Genomic DNA, 22,179 nt, shown 5'->3' with positions numbered 1-22,179 from the left:
TACTGCAGGGGGGACCCTGTGGGAGAGTAGGACGCCGCCGAACAATCATTGTGGAAAGCCCCGCACCGGGAACGGTGCGGGGCTTTCTGCGTTTAGGGTCTTTCCATGCGCTACGACCTGGTTATCTTCGACAACGACGGCGTCCTCGTCGACAGTGAGCCGATCTCCAATCGGCTGCTGGCCGGCTATCTGTCGGAGCTGGGCCATCCGACGTCGTACGACGAATCCATTCGGGACTACATGGGCTCCGCGATGCACCGGATCCATGAGCTCATCCTGGAGCGGACGGGCCGGCGGCTGCCCGAGGACTTCGACGACGTGTTCCACGGGCGGGTCTTCGCCGCCTTCGAGCGTGAACTGGAGCCGGTGCCCGGGGCCGTCGGTGTGCTGGAGAAGCTCGCCGCGGACGGGGTGGCGTACTGCGTGGCCTCGTCCGGGAGCCATGAGCGGATTCGGGTCGGGCACCGCAAGACCGGGCTGGACCGGTGGTTCGACGACGAGCGGATCTTCAGTTCGCAGGACGTGGGGCGGGGGAAGCCGGCGCCGGATCTGTTCCTGCACGCCGCGCAGCGGATGGGGGTGGAGCCGGGGCGGTGCGTCGTGATCGAGGACAGTCCACTGGGGGTACGGGCCGCCGTCGCGGCCGGGATGGACGTGTACGGCTTCACCGCGATGACGCCGGCCTCGAAGCTGACCGGGGCCGGGCGGCTGTTCGGTGACATGGGGGAGCTGGCCGACCTGTTGGCGAGCTGACATTTGTCCTGCGCAGCACTGGACGGTTGTTTCTACCGAGGGCCTCCGCCCCGGCCCGATGCTGTGGGTATGACGATGAACACGGGCACGGAACAGGAGCGCCAGGGCAAGCGCCGGACCTGCGTGTCGCTCGCCCTGGACGTGGGGGTGCCCATCGGGTCGTACTACGTGTTCAAGGGCGTGTTCGGGATGGGTGCGGTCGCCGCGCTCGGCTGGAGCAGCGTGGTGCCCGTCCTGCGCACCGGGTGGGGTGTGCTGAAGCGGCGGGACGTGAACGCGCTCCCGCTGCTCGTCCTCCTGGCCAACCTCGTCGGTCTGCTGCTCGGCTTCGAGACGGGTGACGCCCGTCTGATGCTGGTCAAGGACAGTGCGGTGAGCAGCGTGGTCGGGTTCGTGCTGCTGGGGTCGGTGCTCGTGGGGCGGCCGATGATGACGGGGACCCTCAAGCCCTGGCTGCTCAAGGGGGACGCGGACCGGGAAGCGGCGTGGGTGCGGCTGCGGCGGGAGTCGCGGGCGTTCCGGCGGGCGGAGCTGCTGTTCTCCGGGGTGTGGGGGGTCGCCTTCGTCGCCGAGTGTGCGCTGCGGATCGTGGGGGTCTACTCGTTCTCGGTGGACACGATGGTCTGGCTCGGGACGGTCGTCCTGATCGTCACGATGCTGGTGGCCTTCGTGGTGAGCGGTGCGCTCGGGGCCGGTCCGATGGCCCGGATGATCGGCGCCAACGTCCGTGAAGTTGAGGGGAATTCATCTTTGGCCGGATCTACCCACGGGTAAGCCGGGGCTCTACGCTCGCCGCCATGACTGATGTGCTGCGGCGCGGTAGGGCTTCGCTCGCGTTCGGCTTCTTCGCCCAGGGCGTCGCCTTCGCCCTGCTGGTGACCCGGATTCCGGCCATTCAGGACCGGTACGGCGTCTCCGACGCGCTGCTGCCGGTGTTCCTCGCCGCGGTGCCGATCCTGGCGGGCGCCGGAAGTGTGGCGACCGAGCGTCTGGTGCGCCGGGTGCGGCCGAGCCGGGTGCTGCGCTGGTCCCAGCCCCTGGTGCTGCTGGCCCTGCTCGGTGTCGGGGCGGGGGACCGGATGGTGGTGCTGGCCGTGGCGCTGGGCGTCTTCGGGCTGGCCGTGGGGGCGCTGGACGCGTCGATGAACATGCTCGGCGTGAGTCTGCAACGGGCGTACGGGCGCAGCATCATGCTCGGGTTCCACGCCGCGTACAGCCTGGGCGGGATTCTCGGGGCCTCGCTGGCGTGGGTGGGTGCGCACTGGGATCTGGCGCTGTGGGTGTCGTATCTGCCGGTCGTCGTCCTGCTGCTGCCGGTGGCGCTGGTGGGGAGCCGCTGGTACGTCGACGGGGACCGGAGTGGTGCGGCGCGGGCGGCCGGGCCGGGCGGGGGCGGTGCGGGGCCCGGGTTCAAGCTGCTGCTGCCGCTGTGTTTGGTGATGACGTTCGCGTACATCGGGGACTCGACCGTCTCCAACTGGAGCGCCAAGTACCTCCAGGACGTGCTGGGGAGTTCGGAGCAGCTCGCGACCGTGCCGTACAACGTGTACATGGTGACCACGCTGGTCGGGCGGGCGGTCGGGGACTTCGGGGTGCGGCGGTTCGGGGCCGTGGCGGTGGTGCGGGGCGGGGCGGTCGTCGCGGCGGTGGGGTTCGCGGTGGTGGCGGGGGCGCCGGGGGCCTGGGTGGGGATGCTCGGGTTCACGCTGCTGGGGCTGGGGTTGTGCGTGCTGGTGCCGCAGACGTTCGCCGCGGCGGGGCGGCTCGCCACCGAGAAGCACGGTCCCGGGGCGTCGGACGCGGCGGTGGCGCGGCTCAACGTGTTCAACTACGTCGGCTTCCTGATCGGTTCGCCGTTAGTGGGCGCGCTCGGCGACGCCTGGAGCTACCGCGGGGCGATGCTCATACCGATGGTGTTGGTGCTGGTGACGGTGTTCTACGCCCGGTCGTTCGACTCTCAACCGGACCGATACGGTGGCGGACATGAGCGGCCGCGCACAGCTGATGTGGGACGAGGCAGTAACGGGCTATGACTTCGGGCCGGAGCATCCGATGGATCCGGTCCGGCTGGCGCTGACCCGAAGTCTGGTCGGTGCCCTCGGGCTCGACCGGGAGGTGGAGGTCGTCGCGGCGCGGTCGGCCGGCGAGTCGACGCTGCGGCTCGTGCACCGGCAGGACTACATCGACGCGGTGAAGGCGGCGTCGGTGGATCCGGGCGCGGCGGACGGGTCGTACGGGCTGGGGACCGTCGACGACCCTGCCTTCGCGCGGATGCACGAGGTGTCGGCGCTGATCGCGGGGCAGTCGGTGGGGGCGGCGGAGGCGGTCTGGCGCGGTCAGGCGCTGCACGCGGTGAACTTCGCGGGCGGGCTGCACCACGCGATGCCGGGCGCGGCCTCCGGGTTCTGCGTGTACAACGACGCGGCGCTGGCGATCGCGCGGCTGCTGGAGCTGGGGGCCGAGCGGGTCGCGTACGTCGATGTGGACGTGCACCACGGGGACGGGGTGCAGGCGGCCTTCTGGGAGGACCCGCGCGTTCTGACGGTGTCGCTGCACGAGCATCCGCGGACGCTGTTCCCGCAGACCGGGTGGCCCGAGGAGACGGGCGCGGAGTGCGCCGAGGGGTCGGCGGTGAACATCGCCCTGCCGGCGGGGACCGGGGACGCGGGGTGGGTGCGGGCGTTCCACGCGGTGGTGCCGGAGGTGCTCGCGGACTTCCGGCCGCAGGTGCTGGTGACGCAGCACGGGGCGGACACGCACTTCGAGGATCCGCTGGCGCATCTCGCGGTGTCCCTGGACGCGCAGCGGGCGGTGCAGGTGGCGTGTCACGAGCTGGCGCACGAGTACGCCGAGGGACGGTGGGTGGCCCTGGGTGGGGGCGGGTACGCCGTGGTGGATGTGGTGCCCCGGTCGTGGGCGCATCTGGTGGGGATCGCGGCGGGGCGGCCGGTGGAGCCGGAGACGGTGATCCCGGAGGGGTGGCGGCAGGAGGTGTTCGCGCGGACGCGGCAGTTGGGGCCGATGCGGATGACTGATGGGCGGTGGCCGGTGGGGTGGGCCTCGTGGGAGGAGGGGTACGACCCCGCGGATCGGTTGGATCAGGCGGTGGTGGCGGCTCGGCGGGCGGTGTTTCCGTTGCGGGGGTTGTTGGCGTGACGGGGGTTGGGGCGTGGTTCTTTGATCGGTGGGCCTGCGTCGGTGCGGGCCGGGGGTGGGTGTCGCGGGCCGGCGCCGGCCGGGTGCCGCTGCGCCCACCCGTGCCGCCCCAGCGGCACGACTGCCCGCAGCTGGGAGGCTGCGGGGTTACGCCGTCCGTGCGTCGGTTGCCCGGTTTTGCCACCTGGAGGGGTTCGGACCCGGCAGCATCGGGTGGGTGCTGACGCGTGGGGCTCTGCGGGCTCATCTGGTGGAGGTGCGGCTTGCCGGGGTGGTGGCGACTGCCCGTGAGGTGAGTCTGCGGAGCTATCGTTTGTTCGCCGCGCGGGATCCCCGGGTGCTGATCGGGATCGACCCGGTGAGGGACTGGGGGCACCGGGAGCTGGTCGCGTTGATGGCGGAGAGGTGCGGGGTCTCGGCCGATCCGCGGGACACTTCGGGCCAGGACGTGATCGACCCCGAGCGGACCCTCGCGGCGCTGGACGCCTTCGCGGGCAGGCTCGCCGCCGTCGCTCAGCGTCGTGCCCCGGTCCTCCTCGGCACGGGGCACCCGCACCGACTGCTCGGTTTCTACGTCGCCTTGGCCGAGGCGTTGTCGGCGGCGGGATGTACTGTCCTCACCCCCGCGCAGGGTCGCTGTGTCGACATAACGACCCGGTTCGGTCTACGCACGTACCGCCTCGACTACGTCCGGGGCGTCGCGTTGCTGCGAGCGGACGGCGGCGGTCGCGCCGGTGGTGAGCCGGGCGCACACACCCACTCGCCGCTCCCGGTTCGTATCGCGCTGGACGCCGCGGCCGAGGCGGGCGGGCCGCTGCCCGAGCTGGTGATCGGGGATCACGGGTGGGTCTGCGGGGCAGGTCAGCTGGGGTTCGAGGCCATCGGGCCGGCCGACACGGACGATCCCGCGCTCTTCGTCGGGGAGGCCGAGGGGTTCGTGTCCGTCGTCGTTCCACTTGATGACGCTGTGCGCTCCGAGTACTACAGACCGCTCACCCGCTACGTACTCAATCGGGCGTGTCTGTCACGGTAGGGAAGCGATGGGTGCACCTCTTCCCCATTCGCATCACCCGCCCCTACATTGGGGAGTGAGCACGCAGCGACGAAGAGTCACCGGAAGGGGAAGCCGGTGGCCGTCGAGTGCGGAAGGTTCAGGTGTGTCATGGCTGCAACGGGCGAAAGGCCTCTGAACGAGGTTCAGTTCCTTACCGTGGCGGAAGTCGCCTCGGTGATGCGCGTGTCCAAGATGACCGTGTACCGGTTGGTGCACAGCGGTCATCTGCCCGCGATCCGGGTGGGACGGTCGTTCCGCGTCCCGGAGCAAGCGGTTCACGAGTACCTCCGCGAGAGTTACGTGGGGGTGGAAACGGCCTGACGGCCTCGATTACGACCTCAGCGCTCGGGCGGGTAGGCTGGCCCCTCGTAGGTCGTGTGGGCCCATGGCGCTCACCAACCGAGTGATGAGAAGTGAGCGAGGGTAGTCGTGGGCTCTGTTATCAAGAAGCGGCGCAAGCGGATGGCCAAGAAGAAGCACCGCAAGCTGCTCAAGCGCACGCGCGTTCAGCGTCGCAACAAGAAGTAAGCGACGCTGCGCCGTCAGCGTGTCCTGTGGCCCCCCACCGCATCCGGTGGGGGGCCACAGTCGTCTCCCGGTATGCGGTGACCCGGTGCGTGACGGGACCGCGAATTCTCGTCACCTGCTGCATCCGGCGGTCATCACAGCGCAACACCGACCGGCTAAGTTGGCCGGCGGGCGGGGAAGGCGGCAGGGTACGCAGTAGGGCGGAAGGAAGGCGCTGATCTTGGGCAAGGTCGTGCTCGTGACCGGAGTGGCCCGGCAACTCGGGGGCCGGTTCGTCCGGCGTATCCAGCGGGATCCCGACGTGGACCGGGTCGTGGGCGTGGACGCCGTCCCGCCGGAGCACCATCTGGGCGGCGCGGACTTCGTCCAGGCCGACATCCGGCAGTCGGCGATCGGGCGGGTGCTGGCCGAGACGGGTGCCGACACGGTCGTGCACATGGACGTCACGGGCACGCCGCTGGTCAGCGGCAGCCGTACGTCGGTCAAGGAGACCAACGTCATCGGCACGATGCAGCTGCTCGGGGCCTGCCAGAAGTCGCCGACCGTGCAGCGCCTGGTGGTGAAGTCCAGTACGAACGTCTACGGGTCCGCGCCGCGGGACCCGGCCGTCTGCACGGAGACCACCGCGCCCAAGTCGCTGCCCAGCGGCGGCTTCGCCAAGGACGCGGTCGAGGTCGAGGGGTATGTGCGGGGCTTCGCGCGCCGCCGGCCGGACGTGGCGGTGACCGTGCTGCGGTTCGCCAACATCCTCGGCCCCGACGCGGGCACGCCGCTCGCCTCGTACCTCGGGCTGCCGGTGCTGCCGACGGTGTTCGGGTACGACCCCCGGCTGCAGTTCGTGCACGAGGACGACGTGATCGAGGTGCTGCGGATCTCCTCGCACGAGCCGCGGCGGGGGACGCTGAACAGCGGGACCTTCAACATCGCCGGCGACGGCGTGCTGCTGCTGTCCCAGTGCTCGAGGCGGCTGGGACGCCCCACGGTGCCGCTGCTGCTGCCGGCGGTCACCTGGGCGGGCACGCTCGTGCGTACGCTGGGGATGACGGACTTCTCCCCCGAGCAGATCCGGCTGCTCACCCACGGGCGGGTGGTGGACACCACGCAGATGCGCGAGACGCTGGGTTTTCGGCCGAAGTACACGACGGCCGGAGCGTTCGCGGACTTCGCACGCAGCCGCGGTGCCGGGCTGCTGCCGCCGGAGGCCCTCGCGGGGGCCGTCGACCGGATCGCGGAGGTGTCCCGGCGGGGCAACGGCCACCTTCCGACGCAGAGCGCCAACTGAGGAGCGCATCAACAATGGCGGACGCCAAGGTCATTCCGTTCGACGACGACCGGTCGCGGGGGAGCGGTGCGGGGGGTGCGAGCGGCGGCAACGCGGTACCGCGTCCGGCGCGGCGCCGCGGTGCGGGAAGCCGGCGCAAGGGCGCGGCGGAGCCGGCGCCGGTGCGGGAGGTGCAGCCACTGCCCGTGCCGGGCGCCGCGGAGCAGGAAGGCGACGTCCCCGTGGAGCCGGAGGAAGCGGACGGCGGCCTGGAGCAGCGGATCGCGGGTGGGCTGGCCTTCCTGCGCCGCCGTCTCACCGGGGACTACGAGGTCGACGACTTCGGGTACGACGCCGAACTGACCGACCAGGTGCTGATGTCGCTGCTGCGGCCGGTGTACGAGAAATACTTCCGGGTCGAGGTGAAGGGCGTCGAGAACATCCCGGCCGAGGGCGGTGCGCTGATCGTCGCCAACCACTCCGGGACGCTGCCGCTGGACGGGCTGATGATGCAGGTCGCCGTGCACGACCACCATCCGGCGGACCGGCATCTGCGGCTGCTGGCGGCGGACCTGGTGTTCGTGCTGCCGGTGGTCAACGAACTGGCGCGGAAACTCGGGCACACGCTGGCCTGCGCGGAGGACGCCGAACGGCTGCTGGCGCAGGGCGAGCTGGTCGGGGTGATGCCGGAGGGCTTCAAGGGCATCGGCAAGCCGTTCGGCGAGCGCTACAAGCTGCAGCGGTTCGGGCGGGGCGGTTTCGTCTCCACGGCCCTGCGGCAGGGGGCACCGATCATTCCGTGCTCGATCGTCGGGGCGGAGGAGATCTACCCGATGATCGGCAACTCCAAGACCCTGGCGCGGCTGCTGGGCTTCCCGTACTTCCCCCTCACGCCGACGTTCCCGTGGCTGGGCCCGTTGGGCGCGGTCCCGCTGCCGACGAAGTGGACGATCCAGTTCGGCGAGCCGATCCCGACGGACGGGTACGCGCCGGAGGCGGCGGAGGATCCGATGCTGATGTTCAACCTGACGGACCAGGTCAGGGAGCAGATCCAGCACACGCTCTACAAGCTGCTGGTGCAGCGGCGGTCGGTGTTCTTCTGAGCGGTGGTGGGGTGCCCCCTGTTTCCAGAGAGCACCCCACTCGGGTCAGTCCGCGTCCTCCGCCTCGATGCCCAGGCCGGGCAGGAGGCCCGGGAGGAGGGGCGGGAGGGTGACGTCCGGCTCGGTGGGCAGGTTGTAGTCGCCCGTCGACGGGGAGGTGGGGCGGGTGTCCTCCTTGGGCGGGTCGAGCAGGCCGCCGGTGCCGCCGCCGAGGAGTCCGTCGTCCTCTCGGCCGGAGTCGGACGACTCGCTGGGAGCGCGGCTGTCGGTGCGGCCGCGGTCGGACGTGCCGGAGTCGCCGGTGCCGGGGGCCGACGAGCGGTCGGTGCCGGGCGGGTCCGTGGTCGCCGGGCCGGAGCCGCCCGGGCGGCCGTCGGTGCCGCGGTCCTCGTCCGGGGAGGGCGGCCGGGGCAGCATGGACTGCAGCGGGGCCACGTCATCGTCTATGGCGTCGAACACCGACGACACCTGCTCACTGACGTCCCCCAGCTGCATGGGCAGCCGCTCGCGCAGCGCTCCCCAGGTCTCCCGGTGGGAACGGGAGAAGGAGGAGAGGGCCTGCATGGGGGCCAGCGAGTCGGGGTCGTGGGCGTAGGCCGCGCTGAGCAGGCGGTGTCCCTCGGAGGCGTCGTGCTGCATGCCGGAGAGGGCGCGGCGGATCTCGTTGAGCGACTCGTGGTCGAGGGGGCCGCTGCGGCCGCGCTCCATCAGTCGTCGCGCCTCGCCGAGCCGGGTCGACGCCCGGTCCAGGTATGCGCGGCCGCGCTCGTCGTTCCCGTCGGCCAGGCCGAGGCGGAAATCCTCTATGCCGCGCTTGAGGCCGTACAGGGAGTCGCCGGGCAGGGCGTCCGAACTGGCGGCGGCGACTCCGCCGAAGGCTCCGGCGGCCACGCTCACGCTCAGTCCGCCTGCGGTGAGGCCCTTGGCCAGCCGTGAACGGGGCCGGAACCTGCTCATCGGGGCCGCCCGGTGGCTGCCGCGCGCCCGGCGTTGCTCCGGGACCGGTGTGTCCCCCGCCCCACCGACCGCGGTGCCCTCCTGCAGCATGGCCTCGAACGCGGCCACCAGCTGGGCCCGCTGGACGACCTTGACCTCGGGATCCAGCTGCGGCCGGGGCAGCGTCTCCAGACCCTGCGCGAGGGTCACCAGATGACCCTGCTCGGTCGGATCCGCGGTGGCCCCGGCGGTCGCCGGTCCTCCGGGCTGTTCGGACGCCCCGGGATCGGTCTGCTCCTCCAGAGCCTGGGCGAAGGCGTTCGCCCGCCGGTGTGCCGATACGTTCGCGATCACTGGCGGCACCTCCTCTCGCTCTCGTCATGACGGTCGACTCCCCAGGGGGTCCTGAGGGTTGCACGCCCCGGTCGGAACCATCCGATCGGGTGATCGGAGTCGGCCGGGTAGTGACCACAGGGAGCCTGCATCCCGCACAACGAGCGGCGCGGCACTTGGGTTACGGACGGTGGATGATCTGACCGCTGTCCCAACCGACTTTCACCGATGGTGATTTGGAAAACGCGGAGGGTCAGCGGGCGTCGTCCGGGAGCAGCCGGGCGAGGGTGCGCACGGCGCGGTACTGGAGGGTCTTGATGGCGCCCTCGTTCTTGCCCATGACACGGGCGGTCTCGGCGACCGAGAGGCCCTGGAGGAAACGCAGCGTGACGCACTCCTGCTGCTGCGGGTTGAGCCGGCGTACCGCCTCCAGCAGGGCGGCGTTGGAGAGCGATTCGAGGACGGAGTCCTCGGGGGACCGCTCGACCTCGTTGGCGTCGAGCATCTCGCCGGTGGTGACCTCCAGTCGGAAGCGGCTGGACTTGAAGTGGTCGGCGACGAGGTTGCGGGCGATGGTCACCAGCCAGGCGCCGAAGTCACGGCCCTGCCAGGTGAAGGTGCCGATGCGCCTGAGGGCCCGCAGAAAGGTCTCGCTGGTGAGGTCCTCGGCGGTCGCCTTGCCGCCCACGCGGTAGTAGATGTAGCGGTAGACGGTGTCGCTGTACTGGTCGTAGAGCCGGCCGAAGGCGTCGGCCTCACCGGCCTGGGCCCGTTCGACCAGGTCCATCATGCGGGCGCTGTCGCTGTCCGCGGCGGGGCGGCGGTGGGTGGTGGCGGCGGTCCCGGACGAGGACGACCGCGCGCGTCTGCCGACGGCGGCGCTTCCTTCGGCCAGTGCGTAGCACGGACCGGCGGGCGCGGCGGCGGCGGCGAGGGCGGGGACGGTGTACGCGGTGGGGACGAGGCCGCGCAGGAGGTCTTGGGCCGATTTGACCGTTGCGCGCAGCGTAGCCAGGCCCGAGGCGTCAACCCCGACGTGTGGGTACACGGGACTCCCAGAGGCAGAGCTTGCATCACGTGCAGTTCGGAACCTGTCACCCGTCGTAGCGAAGGTGGGGTACCGGAATGCGTCTGAGGAGAATAACGCTTCGTACAGGCACTGCTACGCCCAGTTGCTCAAATCATCGATTACGTCGCTTCTGTGCCCGATTGACGCTCGATCAGATGCGGCAAAGTGATCAGTGAATGACCGAAACGGATCGGGTTCCTTGTTGCTACAGAGCGTGTTGTGGCCGATGTGAGGAAGCGTGAGGATCCGGGACTGGAGTGGGCGTCCCGCGGGTACGTCACATGGCTCGGATCAGCGGCGGCGGCGGTGCAGCGCGATGGCCGCCGCGGTGCCGCCCGCCACCGCGCCGACACCCGCGGCCGCGGGGATGCCGACCTTCGCCGCCTTGCGGCCGGTGCGGTAGTCGCGCAGGCGCCACTCCAGCTCGCGGGCGTGCTTGCGCAGCTTGGAGTCGGGGTTGATCGCGTACGGGTGTCCGACCAGCGACAGCATCGGGATGTCGTTGTGCGAGTCGCTGTAGGCGGCGCAGCGGGACAGGTCCAGGTGCTCGGCCGTGGCCAGCGCCCGTACCGCCTCCGCCTTCGCCGGGCCGTGCAGGGGCTCGCCGACCAGCTTGCCGGTGTAGACGCCGCCGATGGACTCGGCCACCGTGCCGAGCGCGCCGGTCAGGCCGAGGCGGCGGGCGATCACCTGGGCGATCTCCACCGGGGCCGCCGTGACCAGCCAGACCTTCTGTCCGGCGTCCAGGTGGGCCTGGGCGAGGGCGCGGGTGCCGGGCCAGATCCGCTCGGCCATGTACTCGTCGTAGATCTCCTCGCCGATCGACTTCAGCTCGGAGACGCGGTGGCCCTTGACGATGGAGAGCGCGGAGTCGCGGGCGTCCTGCATGTGCTCCGGGTCCTCGAGTCCGGCCAGCCGGAAGTACGCCTGCTGCCAGGCGAACCGGGCGAGGTCGCGGGTCTCGAAGAACTTCCGCTTGTACAGGCCCCGGCCGAAGTGGAAGATCGCGGCGCCCTGCATCACGGTGTTGTCGAGGTCGAAGAAGGCCGCCGCGCGGTCGTCGCCGTGGACCGGGAACTCCGGTTCCGCGCCGGAGCCGGTCGCGGTCTCCGGTGTGGCCTCGGCGGACTTGCGGGCTGCCTCCGCCGAGGCCTCGCCTGCCAACACGCTCCGCGCCGTGGCGGAGCGCCTACGGGGAGAGAGCCATCCGAGAGCGGCCATGTCCGTGAGCATAGCCAGTTTGTTCGGAGGCTTCGGAGTCGAGAGGTTCGCAGGCTGTGAACTCTGGACGACCGGGTCGTTAAAGGGCGCGGGAGAATGGCCGGCATGAGTCCCCTCTTCCGCCGAAAGCCCGCGCAGGCCCCGCAGCCCCCGCAGACCCCGGGGGCCCCGCACTCCGCCCAGTCCCCTGAGCATTCCGAGAACCATCTCGTCACCCTCATCCGCAAACCCGGCTGTCATCTGTGTGATGACGCACAGCTCGTCGTGGAGAAGGTCTGCGCCGAACTGGGTGTCCCCTGGGAGGGGAAGGACATCACCCAGGACCGCCGACTGCACGACCAGTACTGGGAGCAGATTCCGGTCGTCCTGGTCGACGGCAGGCAGCACACCTTCTGGCGTGTGAACGAGGAACGGCTGCGCAAGGTACTGACCGACCAGTCCAAGTAGTCCGTATGGTCGCTTAGGATCGATGGTGACCAGGTCTCGGGGGCGTTGATCGTGAGGAGCGTGTACGGCTTTGCCCCCGATGAGTGAGGAACGAGGGTGCGTGTGCGCCGGTTCCCGTCCCGTGCGCCGGGGGCGCGTGACCCCGGTCACGTTGGCCGGGCAAATCGGACACCATCTTTGTGCACGCGTTCACAAAGACATAGCCTGCATTCGACGGGGCGGTCATGTAGGGACGTATGACCGCCTACAGCCCCGCTCTACCCGCAGGAGCACCGTGGCAACTGGCCGAACACACCGACCGGCGACCCGCAGCCGAGGGATTCCCGAGGCCACCGTCGCCAGGCTTCCGCTGTACCTCCGCGCCCTCACCGCGCTCTCCGAGCGTTCGGTGCCCACGGTCTCCTCCGAGGAGCTGGCGGCCGCGGCCGGGGTCAACTCCGCGAAGCTCCGCAAGGACTTCTCCTACCTCGGCTCCTACGGGACCCGGGGCGTCGGGTACGACGTCGAGTATCTCGTCTACCAGATCTCCCGTGAACTCGGCCTCACCCAGGACTGGCCGGTTGTGATCGTCGGAATCGGTAACCTCGGTGCCGCCCTCGCCAACTACGGCGGGTTCGCCTCCCGTGGATTCCGGGTCGCCGCGCTCATCGACGCCGATCCGCAGATGGCCGGAAAGCCCGTGGCCGGCATCCCGGTGCAGCACACCGACGAGCTGGAGAAGATCATCGACGACGACGGTGTGTCGATCGGCGTGATCGCGACCCCCGCCGGCGCCGCCCAGCAGGTCTGCGACCGGCTCGTGGCCGCCGGTGTCACCTCCATCCTGAACTTCGCGCCGACCGTGCTGAACGTCCCCGAGGGCGTCGACGTGCGCAAGGTCGACCTCTCCATCGAGCTGCAGATCCTCGCCTTCCACGAGCAGCGCAAGGCCGGCGAGGAGGCCGCGGCCGACGGCGTCGCACCGCCCTCCGTCGCCCGCAAGCAGCGCCCCACCGAGCAGGGACCCGACGGGGACGTACCCGCCGTGATGCCGGCATGAGTCTCCTCGTCGTCGGGCTGAGCCACCGCAGCGCCCCCGTCAGCGTCCTGGAGCGGGCGTCGCTCGGCGAGGACGCGCAGCTCAAGCTGTTGCAGGACACGGTCGCCGCCGAACCGGCCGCCGAGGCCGCGGTGCTGGCCACCTGCAACCGCATCGAGCTCTACGCCGACGTGGACAAGTTCCACGCCGGAGTCGCCGAGCTGTCCACGCTGCTCGCCCAGCACAGCGGGGTCGGCCTGGAGGAGCTCACTCCCCATCTCTACGTGCACTACGAGGACCGCGCCGTCCACCACCTGTTCTCGGTGGCCTGCGGGCTCGACTCGATGGTGGTCGGCGAGGGGCAGATCCTCGGCCAGATAAAGGACTCCCTGGCCCGCGCCCAGGACCTGCACACCGCCGGCCGGCTCCTGAACGACCTGTTCCAGCAGGCGCTCAGGGTCGGCAAGCGCGCCCACTCCGAGACCGGCATCGACCGCGCTGGGCAGTCCCTGGTCACCTTCGGCCTGGAGCAGCTGTCCGCGGGTGCCGACCCGCAGATCTGGGCACAGGGCAAGAAGGCCCTGGTCATCGGTGCCGGATCGATGTCCTCGCTGGCCGCCGCGACGCTGGCCCGGGCCGGGGTCGCCGAGATCGTGGTCGCCAACCGCACCTTCGAGCGCGCCGAGCGCCTCGCGCAGATCCTCTCCGAGGGCGACGACACGGACGTGCTGGCCCGCGCGGTACCGATGGACTCGGTGCCGTTCGAGCTGACACGTGCCGACGTGGCCGTCTCCTGCACCGGCGCGACCGGTCTCGTCCTCACGGCCGACTCCGTCGCCGCGACGGTGGAGGGCCGTACCGGCGCCCCCGCGGCCGAGGCCGGCCCCACCGGCGTACGGGACGAGCCGGAGGCCGCCGCCGCGCCGCTGCCCACCGCGGGCGCCGGTGCCGACGAGAACTGCCCGCTCGACCTGGCCGCCGTGCCGACCGGCTTCTCCGTCATGGGGGAGGCCGCCGTGGCCGGGATGGACGCGGCGACGCTGGAGCAGCACGGTGCCTGGGCCGCGGGCGGCGCGGCGGTGGACCGGCCGCGCGAGACCGGGCGGCCGGGTCCTGAGGCGGACGCCGAGCTGATCGGCGCGCTCGCCGCGACCGCCGCGAGCGTCGGCCGGATCCCCGAGCGCCGCCGGCCCGAGCCGGTCGCCGAGGTGCCGCGCCCGCAGCCCGTGCTCTTCCTCCTCGACCTCGCCATGCCGCGCGACATCGACGCCGCCGTGCACCGGCTGGCCGGGGTGCGCCTGGTCGACATCGAGTCCCTCGCCGACGCGTCCGCCGACGCGCCGATGGCCGCCGACGTCGACACGGTCCGCCGCATCGTCGCCGACGAGGTCGCGGCCTTCGGTGCCGCCCAGCGCGCCGCGCACATCACGCCCACCGTGGTCGCGCTGCGCAGCATGGCCGCCGAGGTGGTGGCCGGTGAGATCGCCCGCCTCGAAGGGCGGCTGCCCGGCCTCGACGGCAAGCACCGCGCCGAGATCACCCAGACCGTCAAGCGTGTGGTCGACAAGCTGCTGCACGCGCCGACGGTACGGGTCAAGCAGCTCGCGGCAGAGCCCGGCGGCGCCGGGTACGCGGACGCGCTGCGCACCCTGTTCGACCTCGACCAGGAGACGGTGGCCTCCGTCTCCCGCGCCGAGAACAGCACTGAGAAGAACCGAGGGCCGGCATGACTGAGAAGGCACTGAGGCTGGGGACGAGGCGGAGCAAGCTCGCCATGGCCCAGTCCGGGCAGGTGGCGGACGCCGTGAGCCAGGTGACCGGTCGGCCCGTTGAGCTGGTCGAGATCACCACGTACGGGGACGTCTCGCGGGAACAGCTGGCGCAGATCGGCGGCACGGGCGTGTTCGTCGCCGCGCTGCGCGACGCGCTGCTGCGGGGCGAGGTGGACTTCGCGGTTCACTCGCTCAAGGACCTCCCCACCGCGCAGCACGAGGGCCTGGTGGTGGCCGCCGTACCCGAGCGCGAGGACCCGCGGGACGTGGTCGTCGCCCGGGACGCGCGCAAGCTGACCGACCTCCCGCGCGGGGCGCGCATAGGCACCGGCGCGCCGCGCCGCATGGCGCAGCTCAACGCGTACGCCCGTACCCACGGGATGGAGATCGAGACGGTCCCGATCCGGGGCAACGTCGACACCCGCATCGGATACGTCCGCAGCGGGGAGCTGGACGCCGTCGTGCTGGCCGCCGCCGGACTGAACCGGGTGGGCCGCAGCGACGAGGTGACCGACTTCCTGTCGGTCGACACGGTTCTGCCCGCCCCCGGCCAGGGGGCACTGGCGATCGAGTGCGCGGCGGACAACGCCTCGCTGATCGCCGCGCTCGGCGAACTCGACGACCCGTTCACGCGGGTCGCCGTAACGGCCGAGCGGTCACTGCTCGCCGCCCTGGAGGCCGGCTGCAGCGCCCCTGTGGGCGCCTTGGCCGACCTTCTGGCCGACGGGCAGACTGTCAAGGAAATGCGCCTGCGCGGCGTCGTCGGCACGACCGACGGCTCGACGCTGGTGCAGCTGTCCACCACCGGTCCCGTGCCCGAGACGCACGAGGCGGCGCTGGCATTCGGTCGCGAACTCGCCACCGAGATGCTCGCCCAGGGCGCGGCCGGTCTGATGGGGGAGCGAGCACATTGAGCCCCACCGCCTTTCCCGCCGGTCCGGAGCACGGGCACGTCACCTTCCTCGGTGCCGGACCCGGAGATCCGGGACTACTGACTCTGCGCGCCGTGGAGGCGCTGTCGCACGCGGACGTCCTCGTCGCCGAGCACGAGGTGCTCGACGTCGTACGCACGCATGCACGGCAGGGCGTGTCCGAAGTGCACACGGATGCCGATCCGTCGGATCCGGGCACAGGCGCGCCCCAGCTGAAGGTAGTTGACGGAGCGTCAACGACCTCGGGCGTCCCCGCTGTGCGGGATGCCGCACATCTTGTCATGGAGGCCGCGCGGGGCGGCAGGCGGGTCGTGCGTGCGGTGACCGGGGACCCCGGGCTCGACGCGTACGCCGCCGAGGAGATGCTGGCGTGCGCCGCGGCCGGGGTGCCCTTCGAGGTGGTGCCCGGTATCGCGAACGCCGTCGGCGTGCCCGCGTACGCCGGTGTTCCGCTGCGTGACGCCGAGGGCGCCGACGTGCGGTTCGTGGACGCCCGTACGGCCTCCGGCCGCTGCTGGACCGAGGTCGGTGCCTCGGACGGCACGGTCGTGGTCTCGACGACGCTGGACTCGGTGGCCGCGGCCGCCGGCGAGCTGGTGTCGGCGGGCCGCAAGCCGGACACGCCGCTGACGGTGACGATCGCCGGTACGACGACGCGGCAGCGCACCTGGACGGCGACGCTCGGCACGGTGGCCCAGACCCTGAAGCAGGCGAAGGTGCTGCCGTCCCCGGACGGTGGCCGCCCGGTGATAGCCGTGGTCGGCGAGCGTTCGGCCGCCGCCCGGCGCGACCAGTTGTCGTGGTTCGAGTCCAAGCCGCTGTTCGGCTGGAAGGTCCTCGTGCCGCGGACGAAGGAGCAGGCGGCGTCGCTCTCCGACCAGCTGACGTCCTACGGCGCCGTGCCGCACGAGGTCCCGACCATCGCGGTGGAGCCGCCGCGCACCCCGCAGCAGATGGAGCGGGCGGTCAAGGGCCTGGTCACGGGCCGCTACGAGTGGATCGCGTTCACCTCGGTCAACGCGGTGAAGGCGGTCCGGGAGAAGTTCGAGGAGTACGGGCTCGACGCCCGCGCCTTCGCCGGGATCAAGGTCGCCGCGGTGGGCGAGCAGACGGCCAACGCCCTGATCGCCTTCGGCGTGAAGCCGGACCTGGTGCCGAGCGGCGAGCAGTCGGCGGCCGGTCTCCTGGAGGACTGGCCCCCCTACGACCCGGTCTTCGACCCCATCGACCGCGTGTTCCTCCCCCGCGCCGACATCGCCACGGAGACCCTGGTCGCCGGGCTGATCGAGCTGGGCTGGGAGGTCGACGACGTCACGGCCTACCGCACGGTGCGCGCCTCGCCGCCGCCGGCCACCACCCGGGAGGCGATCAAGGGCGGCGGCTTCGACGCGGTGCTCTTCACGTCGTCGTCCACGGTCCGCAACCTGGTCGGCATCGCGGGCAAGCCGCACAACGTCACGGTGATCGCGTGTATCGGCCCGGCGACGGCCAAGACGGCCGAGGAGCACGGCCTGCGGGTCGACGTCATGGCTCCGGAACCGTCGGTGCTGAAGCTGGCGGAGGCCCTGGCGGACTTCGGCAACCGGCGCCGCGCGGCGGCCGTGGAGGCCGGCGACCCGGTGACCCGGCCGAGCGAACGGCGGCCGGGGGCGCGCAGACGGCGGTCCTCTACGTGAGCTGAGCGGGGCGCTCCTTGGGGGCGCCCCGCCGTGTTCGTTCCGTCAGTGCCCGGCGGCGTACGGCAGGAAGGCCGTCCACGTGTCCGGGGTGAGGTCGAGGCGGGGGCCTGCGGGGTTCTTGGAGTCGCGGACGAGGACGTGGCTGTCGTCCGGGGCGGCCATCTCGACGCAGTCGGGGCCGCTGGACGTGCTGTAACTGCTCTTTATCCACTCCAGCTTCATGTCTCTCCAAGCACTTTCTCGATGAGGGCCGTCGACTCCCGAGGGCTGAGAGCCTGTGCCCGGATGATTCCATACTGAATGTTCAGGAGCTGCACCTCTTTCGGCTCCGCGATCACGCGGCTGATGTGCGCCACCTCGACATGACCGACCGTGGTGCCGTCCCCGAGTCTGAGCAACCTGAACGAGCCGTCGAGCCCGGAGTTCTCCTCGCAGCCCAGGGGCAGCACCTGGAGATCGACGTTGTGGAACGCGGATACCCCCAGTAGCCGTTCGAGTTGCCCGCGCATCACCATCCTGCCTCCGATGGGCCGACGAAGCGTCGCCTCGCACTGGACGAAACTGAAGACGGACTGGGCCGTTGTGTCGGTGACGATCTCCTGCCGAGCTACGCGGGCCGCCACCTGCTGCTCCAACTGGTCGGTGGTGAAGGGCGGGCGGCGGGCGCTGAGCACTGCCCGGGCATACCCTTCGGTCTGCAACAACCCATGAACGACTGAGTTGTTGTACGCGCACAGCTCTACTGCACCCGCCTCCAGTTTCTTCAAGTCCCGTACCTTCTTGGGGTACCGGACCTCCGCCACGTCCTGCTTGAGCGCGGCGATCTTCCCGCCCGCACCCAGTGCCTCATCCGCACGGTCCAGATACTCCGGCCGAGGAATCCGCCGCCCCCGCTCCACCGAGGACACCAGTTCCTCCCCGTACCCGATCGCCACCCCGAACTCCGCCTGGGTGAGGCCGGCCGACTCCCGCCACAGCTTCAGTTGCCGTACGACGGTCCGCATCACCGCCCCGGCCTCTTCGTCGTCCAGCCCCGCTTCCCAGTCACTCATGCCGTCGCCCTCCCGCCGCGCGCCGTTCCCCTGGCCAACCTCCGGCCTCCGCGACCGGTCACCCCGGGCAGCCCGGACGGAACCGGACGCGCCACGGACAGACACCGACCGCACGGGCCACCGGGCTTCACAGCGTATGCACGCATGAACACGCTGGGTGACATGAATCAAGGGATCTCCACCCAGCGCGTTCCGCTGCACCAGTTCTCGGTGCCTCTGTCGGCCACGCGCCGTGGCGCGCGGCTTGCCCGGCTGCTCGCGGCCGAGAAACTGCTCGCGTGGGAGCTGCCGTTGGACCCGGCCCGGCTGATCGTGGCCGAACTCGCGACGAACGCCGCCCTGCACGGACGCGTCCCCGGCCGGAGCTTCCGGCTCGCGCTCTCCGTCATCCCGCCGGGCACCCTCCGCATCGAGGTGACGGACACTCGCGGTGACCGGCTGCCGGTCAGTCCTCGGACGGCCGTCGGCGGGCACGCGGAGTCGGGGTACGGGCTGCTTCTCATCGAGGAGCTGGCGGACCGCTGGGGTGTGAGGTGCGGGCCGGTGCCGTCCAAGACCGTATGGGCGGAGCTGGACCTTGAGTATGCTCAAGGTCCGGTGTCCTGAAAGAGTGAAGGAGGCGAGGCAAGTTGTCGTTTCTGCGCTTCGCAAGCGATGAGGTCCTCGGCATGGCCGGGACTCTGGAGACGAGCGGCGGACAGATGAAGTCCGCGTCCAAGGAGATGAAGCACGCCGACTCCAAGCAGGTCGGACACAGCGGTCTTGAGTCCGCCTGCGACGACTTCGCGGACTCCTGGGACTACGGATTCGGGCAGTTGTCGAAGCTGACGAAGGGCGTCTCGAAGTTCGCCAAGAAGACGTCGGAGGAGTTCACCAAGCTCGATCAGAAGCTGTACGACGAGTTGAAGAAGAAGCAGGCCGAGAGCGGGAAGTAGTCCATGCGCCCGCTCCCTGGTGGGCTCAGCGGCCCGGCTGTCCCACATCGAAGGTGAAAGTCCGGCCGATCTGTGCGAGACGACCGCAGTACGAGTCGAGCAGGAAGACCGACGGCGTGGAGATCGTCACGTAGACGCAGTAGTCGCGCGGCGCGGGGACGATCAGCTGGAGCGAGGCCACAGGCAACGTCGGGCGTATGGACTCGTCGGCGTCGGGATCCATGACCCCGCTCTCTGTGACGAGACTCGCCGGCAAGGTGAGCAGGCGCAGCGAAGCGGACATCACGCCCGGCCCGGCGGGCAGTTTGACTGCCAGGAGCATGTCCTGCCGTCCCTGCGCTCCCTTTCCCAGCTCGAAGTCCAGTTCCTGCAGTTCACTCTCCGAGGCGAAGAACTTCTGGTGCTTGGCCCGGTAGATGCCTTCGGCGGTCAGCAGTCGGTCGCCGTGCTCGCTCGGTTTCACGGTGACCGCGAGCAGACCCATGGACAGCCGTTCTTCACCGGAGACGTCCTCGGTGCCCAGACACATCGCCGTCAGATCGATGGTGTCCTCGCCACCCGCGGAGAGCCCCGGGAGTACCGCCCGCATCTGTTCGGTGGCGGAGGCGAGTTGCTCTTCGTCGGCATCCGGGACGAGTCGTGCCAGCGCCTCCTGCCAACCTTCGAGGGCCGTTGGGTCGGGCAGTCGCACGAACTCGTCCGGGACGGTGTACCGGAAGGCGTAAGGGACCTCGCGGGCAGCAGCGGCCTCGATCGGTGTCTGTGTCACGCGGCGGTCCCGAAGCTGGAGGGCTGCAGACCCTTGGTGAAGCTCTCTCCCGCCGATGTGAGCGTGGTGGCGGAGTCGAAGCGAGGACCCAGCGGGCCCGGCGCCACTGTCTGCGGCTCGTTGTCCGGCGCGTCGTAGGCGGCGAATCCGGCTCCCGGACCCACGACGGGGATGTCGGAGATGTTCCAGTCGCCGTCCAGCCACCGGCCGTCGTTGGTGTTGGACCCCAGTGCGAAGCCCGCACCGGTCACCGTTCCGGTGATGTCCAATGCCTTTCCCGTGGCGACGTGCACCCAGCCCTGACCCGCCGTGGCGTAGCCGCGCAGCGAGTTGGCCATGCCGCTGGGGATCTTCGCGATATTGCCCCACCCGCCGGGACCGATCCTGCCGAGTGTGGCCATGAGGCCCTGAGAGGCTCGCAGGGATCGCCCGGACTGCACCAGTGCCCGCCCCGCCTGAGCCAGCTTCGCACCGGCAAGGGAGGCGCCCCCGGCGACCACTCCGAGCGCGTCCCAGGCCAGGGTTTCCCACGTGACGCCCTCCGCGCCGCCGATCATCGCGGCACTGTGTGCGGCAAGAGCGCCTGCACCGACGATGAATCCAATGAGTCCCAGCGCTCCCACACCGGTGCCGAGCATGAGGGCGACGAGGCAGACCACGCCGATGACCATGGCGATGTCGGCGAGAATGTCACCGACCAGCTTCCAGAAATTGGGGTCGCTGAGGACGTTCCAGGCGTCGGACAGGAATTCGGTGAAGCCGTCCACGAGGTCGTCGAACCACCCGGGCTCGGGCGGTGCGTCGTCCGCGGCGTCCTTGATCGTGCGTGCCGTCGTGTCCGCGGCGGTGGTGTACTCCGCGTGCAAGGTGCGGGCCCGCCCGCGCACGGCCTCCAACTCGTCGTTTGCCGAGTCGTATGCCTTTTCCTTGCCCTTTTTGTCTTTGTCGTACTCTTCCTTCTCTTTGTCCGTCAACTGGGACGTGTCGTCGGACAGGCCGTCCAGAGTGCCCTTGGCGGTGCTCACCTTCCGGGCTGCGGCCGCCGCCTCGTCCTCCAGCTTGCGGGCTCGCGACTGGAACCCGTCCAGGCTGGTCTCCCAGTTGGACAGCGCCCGATGGGCCGATCCGACCGAGTCGAGTGCTCTCCGGAGGTAGGGCGGAATCTTGTCCACGGACTTGGTGAACGCGTCGGCGGCCTTTCCCGTCCATATGCCGTCGGACGTGCCGATCTTGCTGAGCGCCGTATGTGCCGTACCGCTCTCGCGGTTCACCCGGCCGATCGCCGACACGATCAACCGGACCGTCTCCAAATCGCCCGGAGCCGGGTCAAAACCGAGATTGGGGTATTTCGACGAGCTCACTTCCATCCCCCGTGCGTCGAACGTCTCCCGCTGAGGGGAGCTTGCTGGACCTAGTGATAGGAAGTTATCTGTGAGGCCAGCGGTTCCGCCATCTCGCTGATCACACGGTAACGGTGTCACGACGCCGTGCGACGATCCGTCCCAGGAGGTTCGATGTTCCTGCAGCCTCAACTCAAAGCACTGCTGCGAGACGGCTCACGGAGCGCCGAACAGCATGACGCCCGCAATCTGCAGCGGTCGTGGCGCAAGTTCGCGGCGTTCGCCTACGTTGCCGAGCAGTACGGGTACCGGTACGACGGGCTTTCCTCGCTCTCACCCAAGGGAAGCCCGAATCCGTACTTCGCCTTCCGGCGCCTGCCCGACGCGCCGGAGCGGGCGGCGCGGGCCGCCCAGCTCTGTCCCACGGCTCTGCAAGGGGGACAACTTCCCGGCATGCGGCCCGGTGGAAGTCGTTTGCGTCCGCTGGCCGAGACACAGGGCGACGTCGATCTCCTGCACGCCCGCATCATGGTCGACTACAGCCGTACCCACAGACGACGAGGGCTGATCGCCCTTCTGGTCATGCCTGTGGCCATGCTCATTCCACTGTCGCAGACCGGCTTCAGCGCCCCGTCGCTTCTCGTGTGTGCGGCGATCTGGCTGTTCTTCGCCGGGCTGTGGATGGCCGGCCTGTACATCGCAAGGCGCCGGTACGCGAAGTACAGTCGCGTCCTCCACCGCCTGTGCGGTGCCGCCGGTGAGGAGCGTGGCCGCGGCGACGCTGGTGGCCGCGGAACGGGTGCGGAGTCGAGTCATGTCTC

Annotated in this window: 24 protein-coding genes; 17 read left to right on the top strand and 7 right to left on the bottom strand. The window is 70.4% G+C overall.

From position 1 onward, the window contains the following. Nucleotides 1-105: 105 nt before the first annotated feature. From ACGF3J_RS38280 to ACGF3J_RS38240, 9 genes are all read left to right on the top strand, one after another. Nucleotides 106-753, top strand: coding sequence for an HAD family phosphatase (locus tag ACGF3J_RS38280; RefSeq protein WP_161329785.1), 648 nt, complete (start codon nucleotides 106-108; stop codon nucleotides 751-753). Between the two features lie 69 nt (nucleotides 754-822). Next, the gene (locus tag ACGF3J_RS38275; RefSeq protein ID WP_161329786.1) at nucleotides 823-1,527 is read left to right on the top strand and encodes a VC0807 family protein; all 705 of its coding nucleotides are present in this window, start codon (nucleotides 823-825) and stop codon (nucleotides 1,525-1,527) included. A 23-nt stretch (nucleotides 1,528-1,550) separates the two neighbouring features. Continuing rightward, complete coding sequence (locus ACGF3J_RS38270; protein ID WP_202558381.1) at nucleotides 1,551-2,786, top strand: MFS transporter; 1,236 nt, start codon at nucleotides 1,551-1,553, stop codon at nucleotides 2,784-2,786. Further along, entirely contained in the window at nucleotides 2,737-3,909 is a 1,173-nt protein-coding gene (locus ACGF3J_RS38265) for an acetoin utilization protein AcuC (protein ID WP_161329787.1), read from the top strand. Before ACGF3J_RS38270 ends, ACGF3J_RS38265 begins: the two co-directional genes overlap by 50 nt. A 217-nt stretch (nucleotides 3,910-4,126) precedes the next feature. After that, nucleotides 4,127-4,942: a phosphatase gene (locus ACGF3J_RS38260; protein WP_161329788.1), complete on the top strand. Its 816-nt coding sequence runs from the start codon at nucleotides 4,127-4,129 to the stop codon at nucleotides 4,940-4,942. A 129-nt stretch (nucleotides 4,943-5,071) separates the two neighbouring features. Next, entirely contained in the window at nucleotides 5,072-5,284 is a 213-nt protein-coding gene (locus ACGF3J_RS38255) for a helix-turn-helix domain-containing protein (RefSeq protein ID WP_161329789.1), read from the top strand. A gap of 108 nt (nucleotides 5,285-5,392) precedes the next feature. Beyond that, a complete protein-coding gene (locus ACGF3J_RS38250; protein ID WP_003948845.1) occupies nucleotides 5,393-5,491 on the top strand; it encodes a 30S ribosomal protein bS22 in 99 nt (32 codons plus the stop codon). Nucleotides 5,492-5,711: 220 nt separating this feature from the next. Next, nucleotides 5,712-6,773, top strand: a complete 1,062-nt coding sequence (locus tag ACGF3J_RS38245; protein WP_161329790.1) for an NAD-dependent epimerase/dehydratase family protein — start codon at nucleotides 5,712-5,714, stop codon at nucleotides 6,771-6,773. Between the two features lie 14 nt (nucleotides 6,774-6,787). Further along, nucleotides 6,788-7,855, top strand: a complete 1,068-nt coding sequence (locus ACGF3J_RS38240; protein WP_161329791.1) for a lysophospholipid acyltransferase family protein — start codon at nucleotides 6,788-6,790, stop codon at nucleotides 7,853-7,855. A 45-nt stretch (nucleotides 7,856-7,900) separates the two neighbouring features. Here the strand turns inward: ACGF3J_RS38240 and ACGF3J_RS38235 are convergent, their stop codons facing one another. The 3 genes from ACGF3J_RS38235 to ACGF3J_RS38225 form a co-directional block, all read right to left on the bottom strand. Continuing rightward, on the bottom strand, nucleotides 7,901-9,145 hold the full coding sequence (locus tag ACGF3J_RS38235; protein WP_161329792.1) for a DUF5667 domain-containing protein: 1,245 nt from the start codon (nucleotides 9,143-9,145) through the stop codon (nucleotides 7,901-7,903). Between the two features lie 232 nt (nucleotides 9,146-9,377). Next, nucleotides 9,378-10,172 carry an ECF subfamily RNA polymerase sigma factor, BldN family gene (locus ACGF3J_RS38230; RefSeq protein ID WP_161329793.1) on the bottom strand — a complete coding sequence of 265 codons (795 nt, stop codon included), beginning with the start codon at nucleotides 10,170-10,172 and terminating at the stop codon, nucleotides 9,378-9,380. 312 nt (nucleotides 10,173-10,484) lie between these two features. Further along, a complete protein-coding gene (locus tag ACGF3J_RS38225) occupies nucleotides 10,485-11,414 on the bottom strand; it encodes an HAD family phosphatase (protein ID WP_161329794.1) in 930 nt (309 codons plus the stop codon). A gap of 96 nt (nucleotides 11,415-11,510) precedes the next feature. Here ACGF3J_RS38225 and ACGF3J_RS38220 point away from each other — a divergent pair, with 96 nt between their 5' ends. The 5 genes from ACGF3J_RS38220 to ACGF3J_RS38200 all read left to right on the top strand — a co-directional run bounded on the left by ACGF3J_RS38220 (nucleotide 11,511) and on the right by ACGF3J_RS38200 (nucleotide 17,259). Next, a complete protein-coding gene (locus ACGF3J_RS38220) occupies nucleotides 11,511-11,861 on the top strand; it encodes a glutaredoxin family protein (RefSeq protein ID WP_161329795.1) in 351 nt (116 codons plus the stop codon). A gap of 274 nt (nucleotides 11,862-12,135) precedes the next feature. Further along, nucleotides 12,136-12,900, top strand: coding sequence for a redox-sensing transcriptional repressor Rex (locus ACGF3J_RS38215; RefSeq protein ID WP_161329796.1), 765 nt, complete (start codon nucleotides 12,136-12,138; stop codon nucleotides 12,898-12,900). Continuing rightward, nucleotides 12,897-14,609 (top strand): glutamyl-tRNA reductase, encoded by a 1,713-nt coding sequence (locus ACGF3J_RS38210; RefSeq protein WP_161329797.1) that lies wholly within the window; start codon nucleotides 12,897-12,899, stop codon nucleotides 14,607-14,609. Before ACGF3J_RS38215 ends, ACGF3J_RS38210 begins: the two co-directional genes overlap by 4 nt. Beyond that, a complete protein-coding gene (gene hemC, locus ACGF3J_RS38205) occupies nucleotides 14,606-15,565 on the top strand; it encodes a hydroxymethylbilane synthase (protein ID WP_161329798.1) in 960 nt (319 codons plus the stop codon). The genes ACGF3J_RS38210 and hemC overlap by 4 nt, the downstream gene beginning before the upstream one ends. Next, a complete protein-coding gene (locus ACGF3J_RS38200) occupies nucleotides 15,562-17,259 on the top strand; it encodes a bifunctional uroporphyrinogen-III C-methyltransferase/uroporphyrinogen-III synthase (protein WP_161329799.1) in 1,698 nt (565 codons plus the stop codon). The genes hemC and ACGF3J_RS38200 overlap by 4 nt, the downstream gene beginning before the upstream one ends. Before the next feature lie 45 nt (nucleotides 17,260-17,304). Here ACGF3J_RS38200 and ACGF3J_RS38195 read toward each other — a convergent pair whose 3' ends face one another. Next, a complete protein-coding gene (locus tag ACGF3J_RS38195) occupies nucleotides 17,305-17,484 on the bottom strand; it encodes a DUF397 domain-containing protein (RefSeq protein ID WP_161329800.1) in 180 nt (59 codons plus the stop codon). Further along, entirely contained in the window at nucleotides 17,481-18,314 is an 834-nt protein-coding gene (locus ACGF3J_RS38190) for a helix-turn-helix transcriptional regulator (protein ID WP_161329801.1), read from the bottom strand. Before ACGF3J_RS38190 ends, ACGF3J_RS38195 begins: the two co-directional genes overlap by 4 nt. A gap of 162 nt (nucleotides 18,315-18,476) precedes the next feature. On the opposite strand from ACGF3J_RS38190, the gene ACGF3J_RS38185 reads away from it, so the two are divergent. Both ACGF3J_RS38185 and ACGF3J_RS38180 read left to right on the top strand, forming a co-directional pair. After that, nucleotides 18,477-18,920 carry an ATP-binding protein gene (locus tag ACGF3J_RS38185; protein ID WP_161329802.1) on the top strand — a complete coding sequence of 148 codons (444 nt, stop codon included), beginning with the start codon at nucleotides 18,477-18,479 and terminating at the stop codon, nucleotides 18,918-18,920. Nucleotides 18,921-18,943: 23 nt separating this feature from the next. Continuing rightward, nucleotides 18,944-19,249, top strand: a complete 306-nt coding sequence (locus tag ACGF3J_RS38180; RefSeq protein WP_161329803.1) for a hypothetical protein — start codon at nucleotides 18,944-18,946, stop codon at nucleotides 19,247-19,249. A gap of 25 nt (nucleotides 19,250-19,274) precedes the next feature. On the opposite strand, the gene ACGF3J_RS38175 is transcribed toward ACGF3J_RS38180, so the two are convergent. Further along, a complete protein-coding gene (locus ACGF3J_RS38175; RefSeq protein ID WP_346346158.1) occupies nucleotides 19,275-20,018 on the bottom strand; it encodes a hypothetical protein in 744 nt (247 codons plus the stop codon). Continuing rightward, nucleotides 20,015-21,385, bottom strand: coding sequence for a putative T7SS-secreted protein (locus ACGF3J_RS38170; RefSeq protein ID WP_161329804.1), 1,371 nt, complete (start codon nucleotides 21,383-21,385; stop codon nucleotides 20,015-20,017). The genes ACGF3J_RS38175 and ACGF3J_RS38170 overlap by 4 nt, the downstream gene beginning before the upstream one ends. Before the next feature lie 147 nt (nucleotides 21,386-21,532). Here ACGF3J_RS38170 and ACGF3J_RS38165 point away from each other — a divergent pair. Next, nucleotides 21,533-22,179: hypothetical protein (locus ACGF3J_RS38165; RefSeq protein WP_393856068.1), on the top strand; the 647-nt coding region annotated here is incomplete at its 3' end.

Origin of the sequence: Streptomyces sp. NPDC048171, from assembly GCF_043202655.1 — a bacterium.
Lineage (GTDB): Bacteria > Actinomycetota > Actinomycetes > Streptomycetales > Streptomycetaceae > Streptomyces.
Note: the sequence above shows the minus strand (reverse complement) of the source record. Positions and strands in the feature narration are given on the sequence as shown.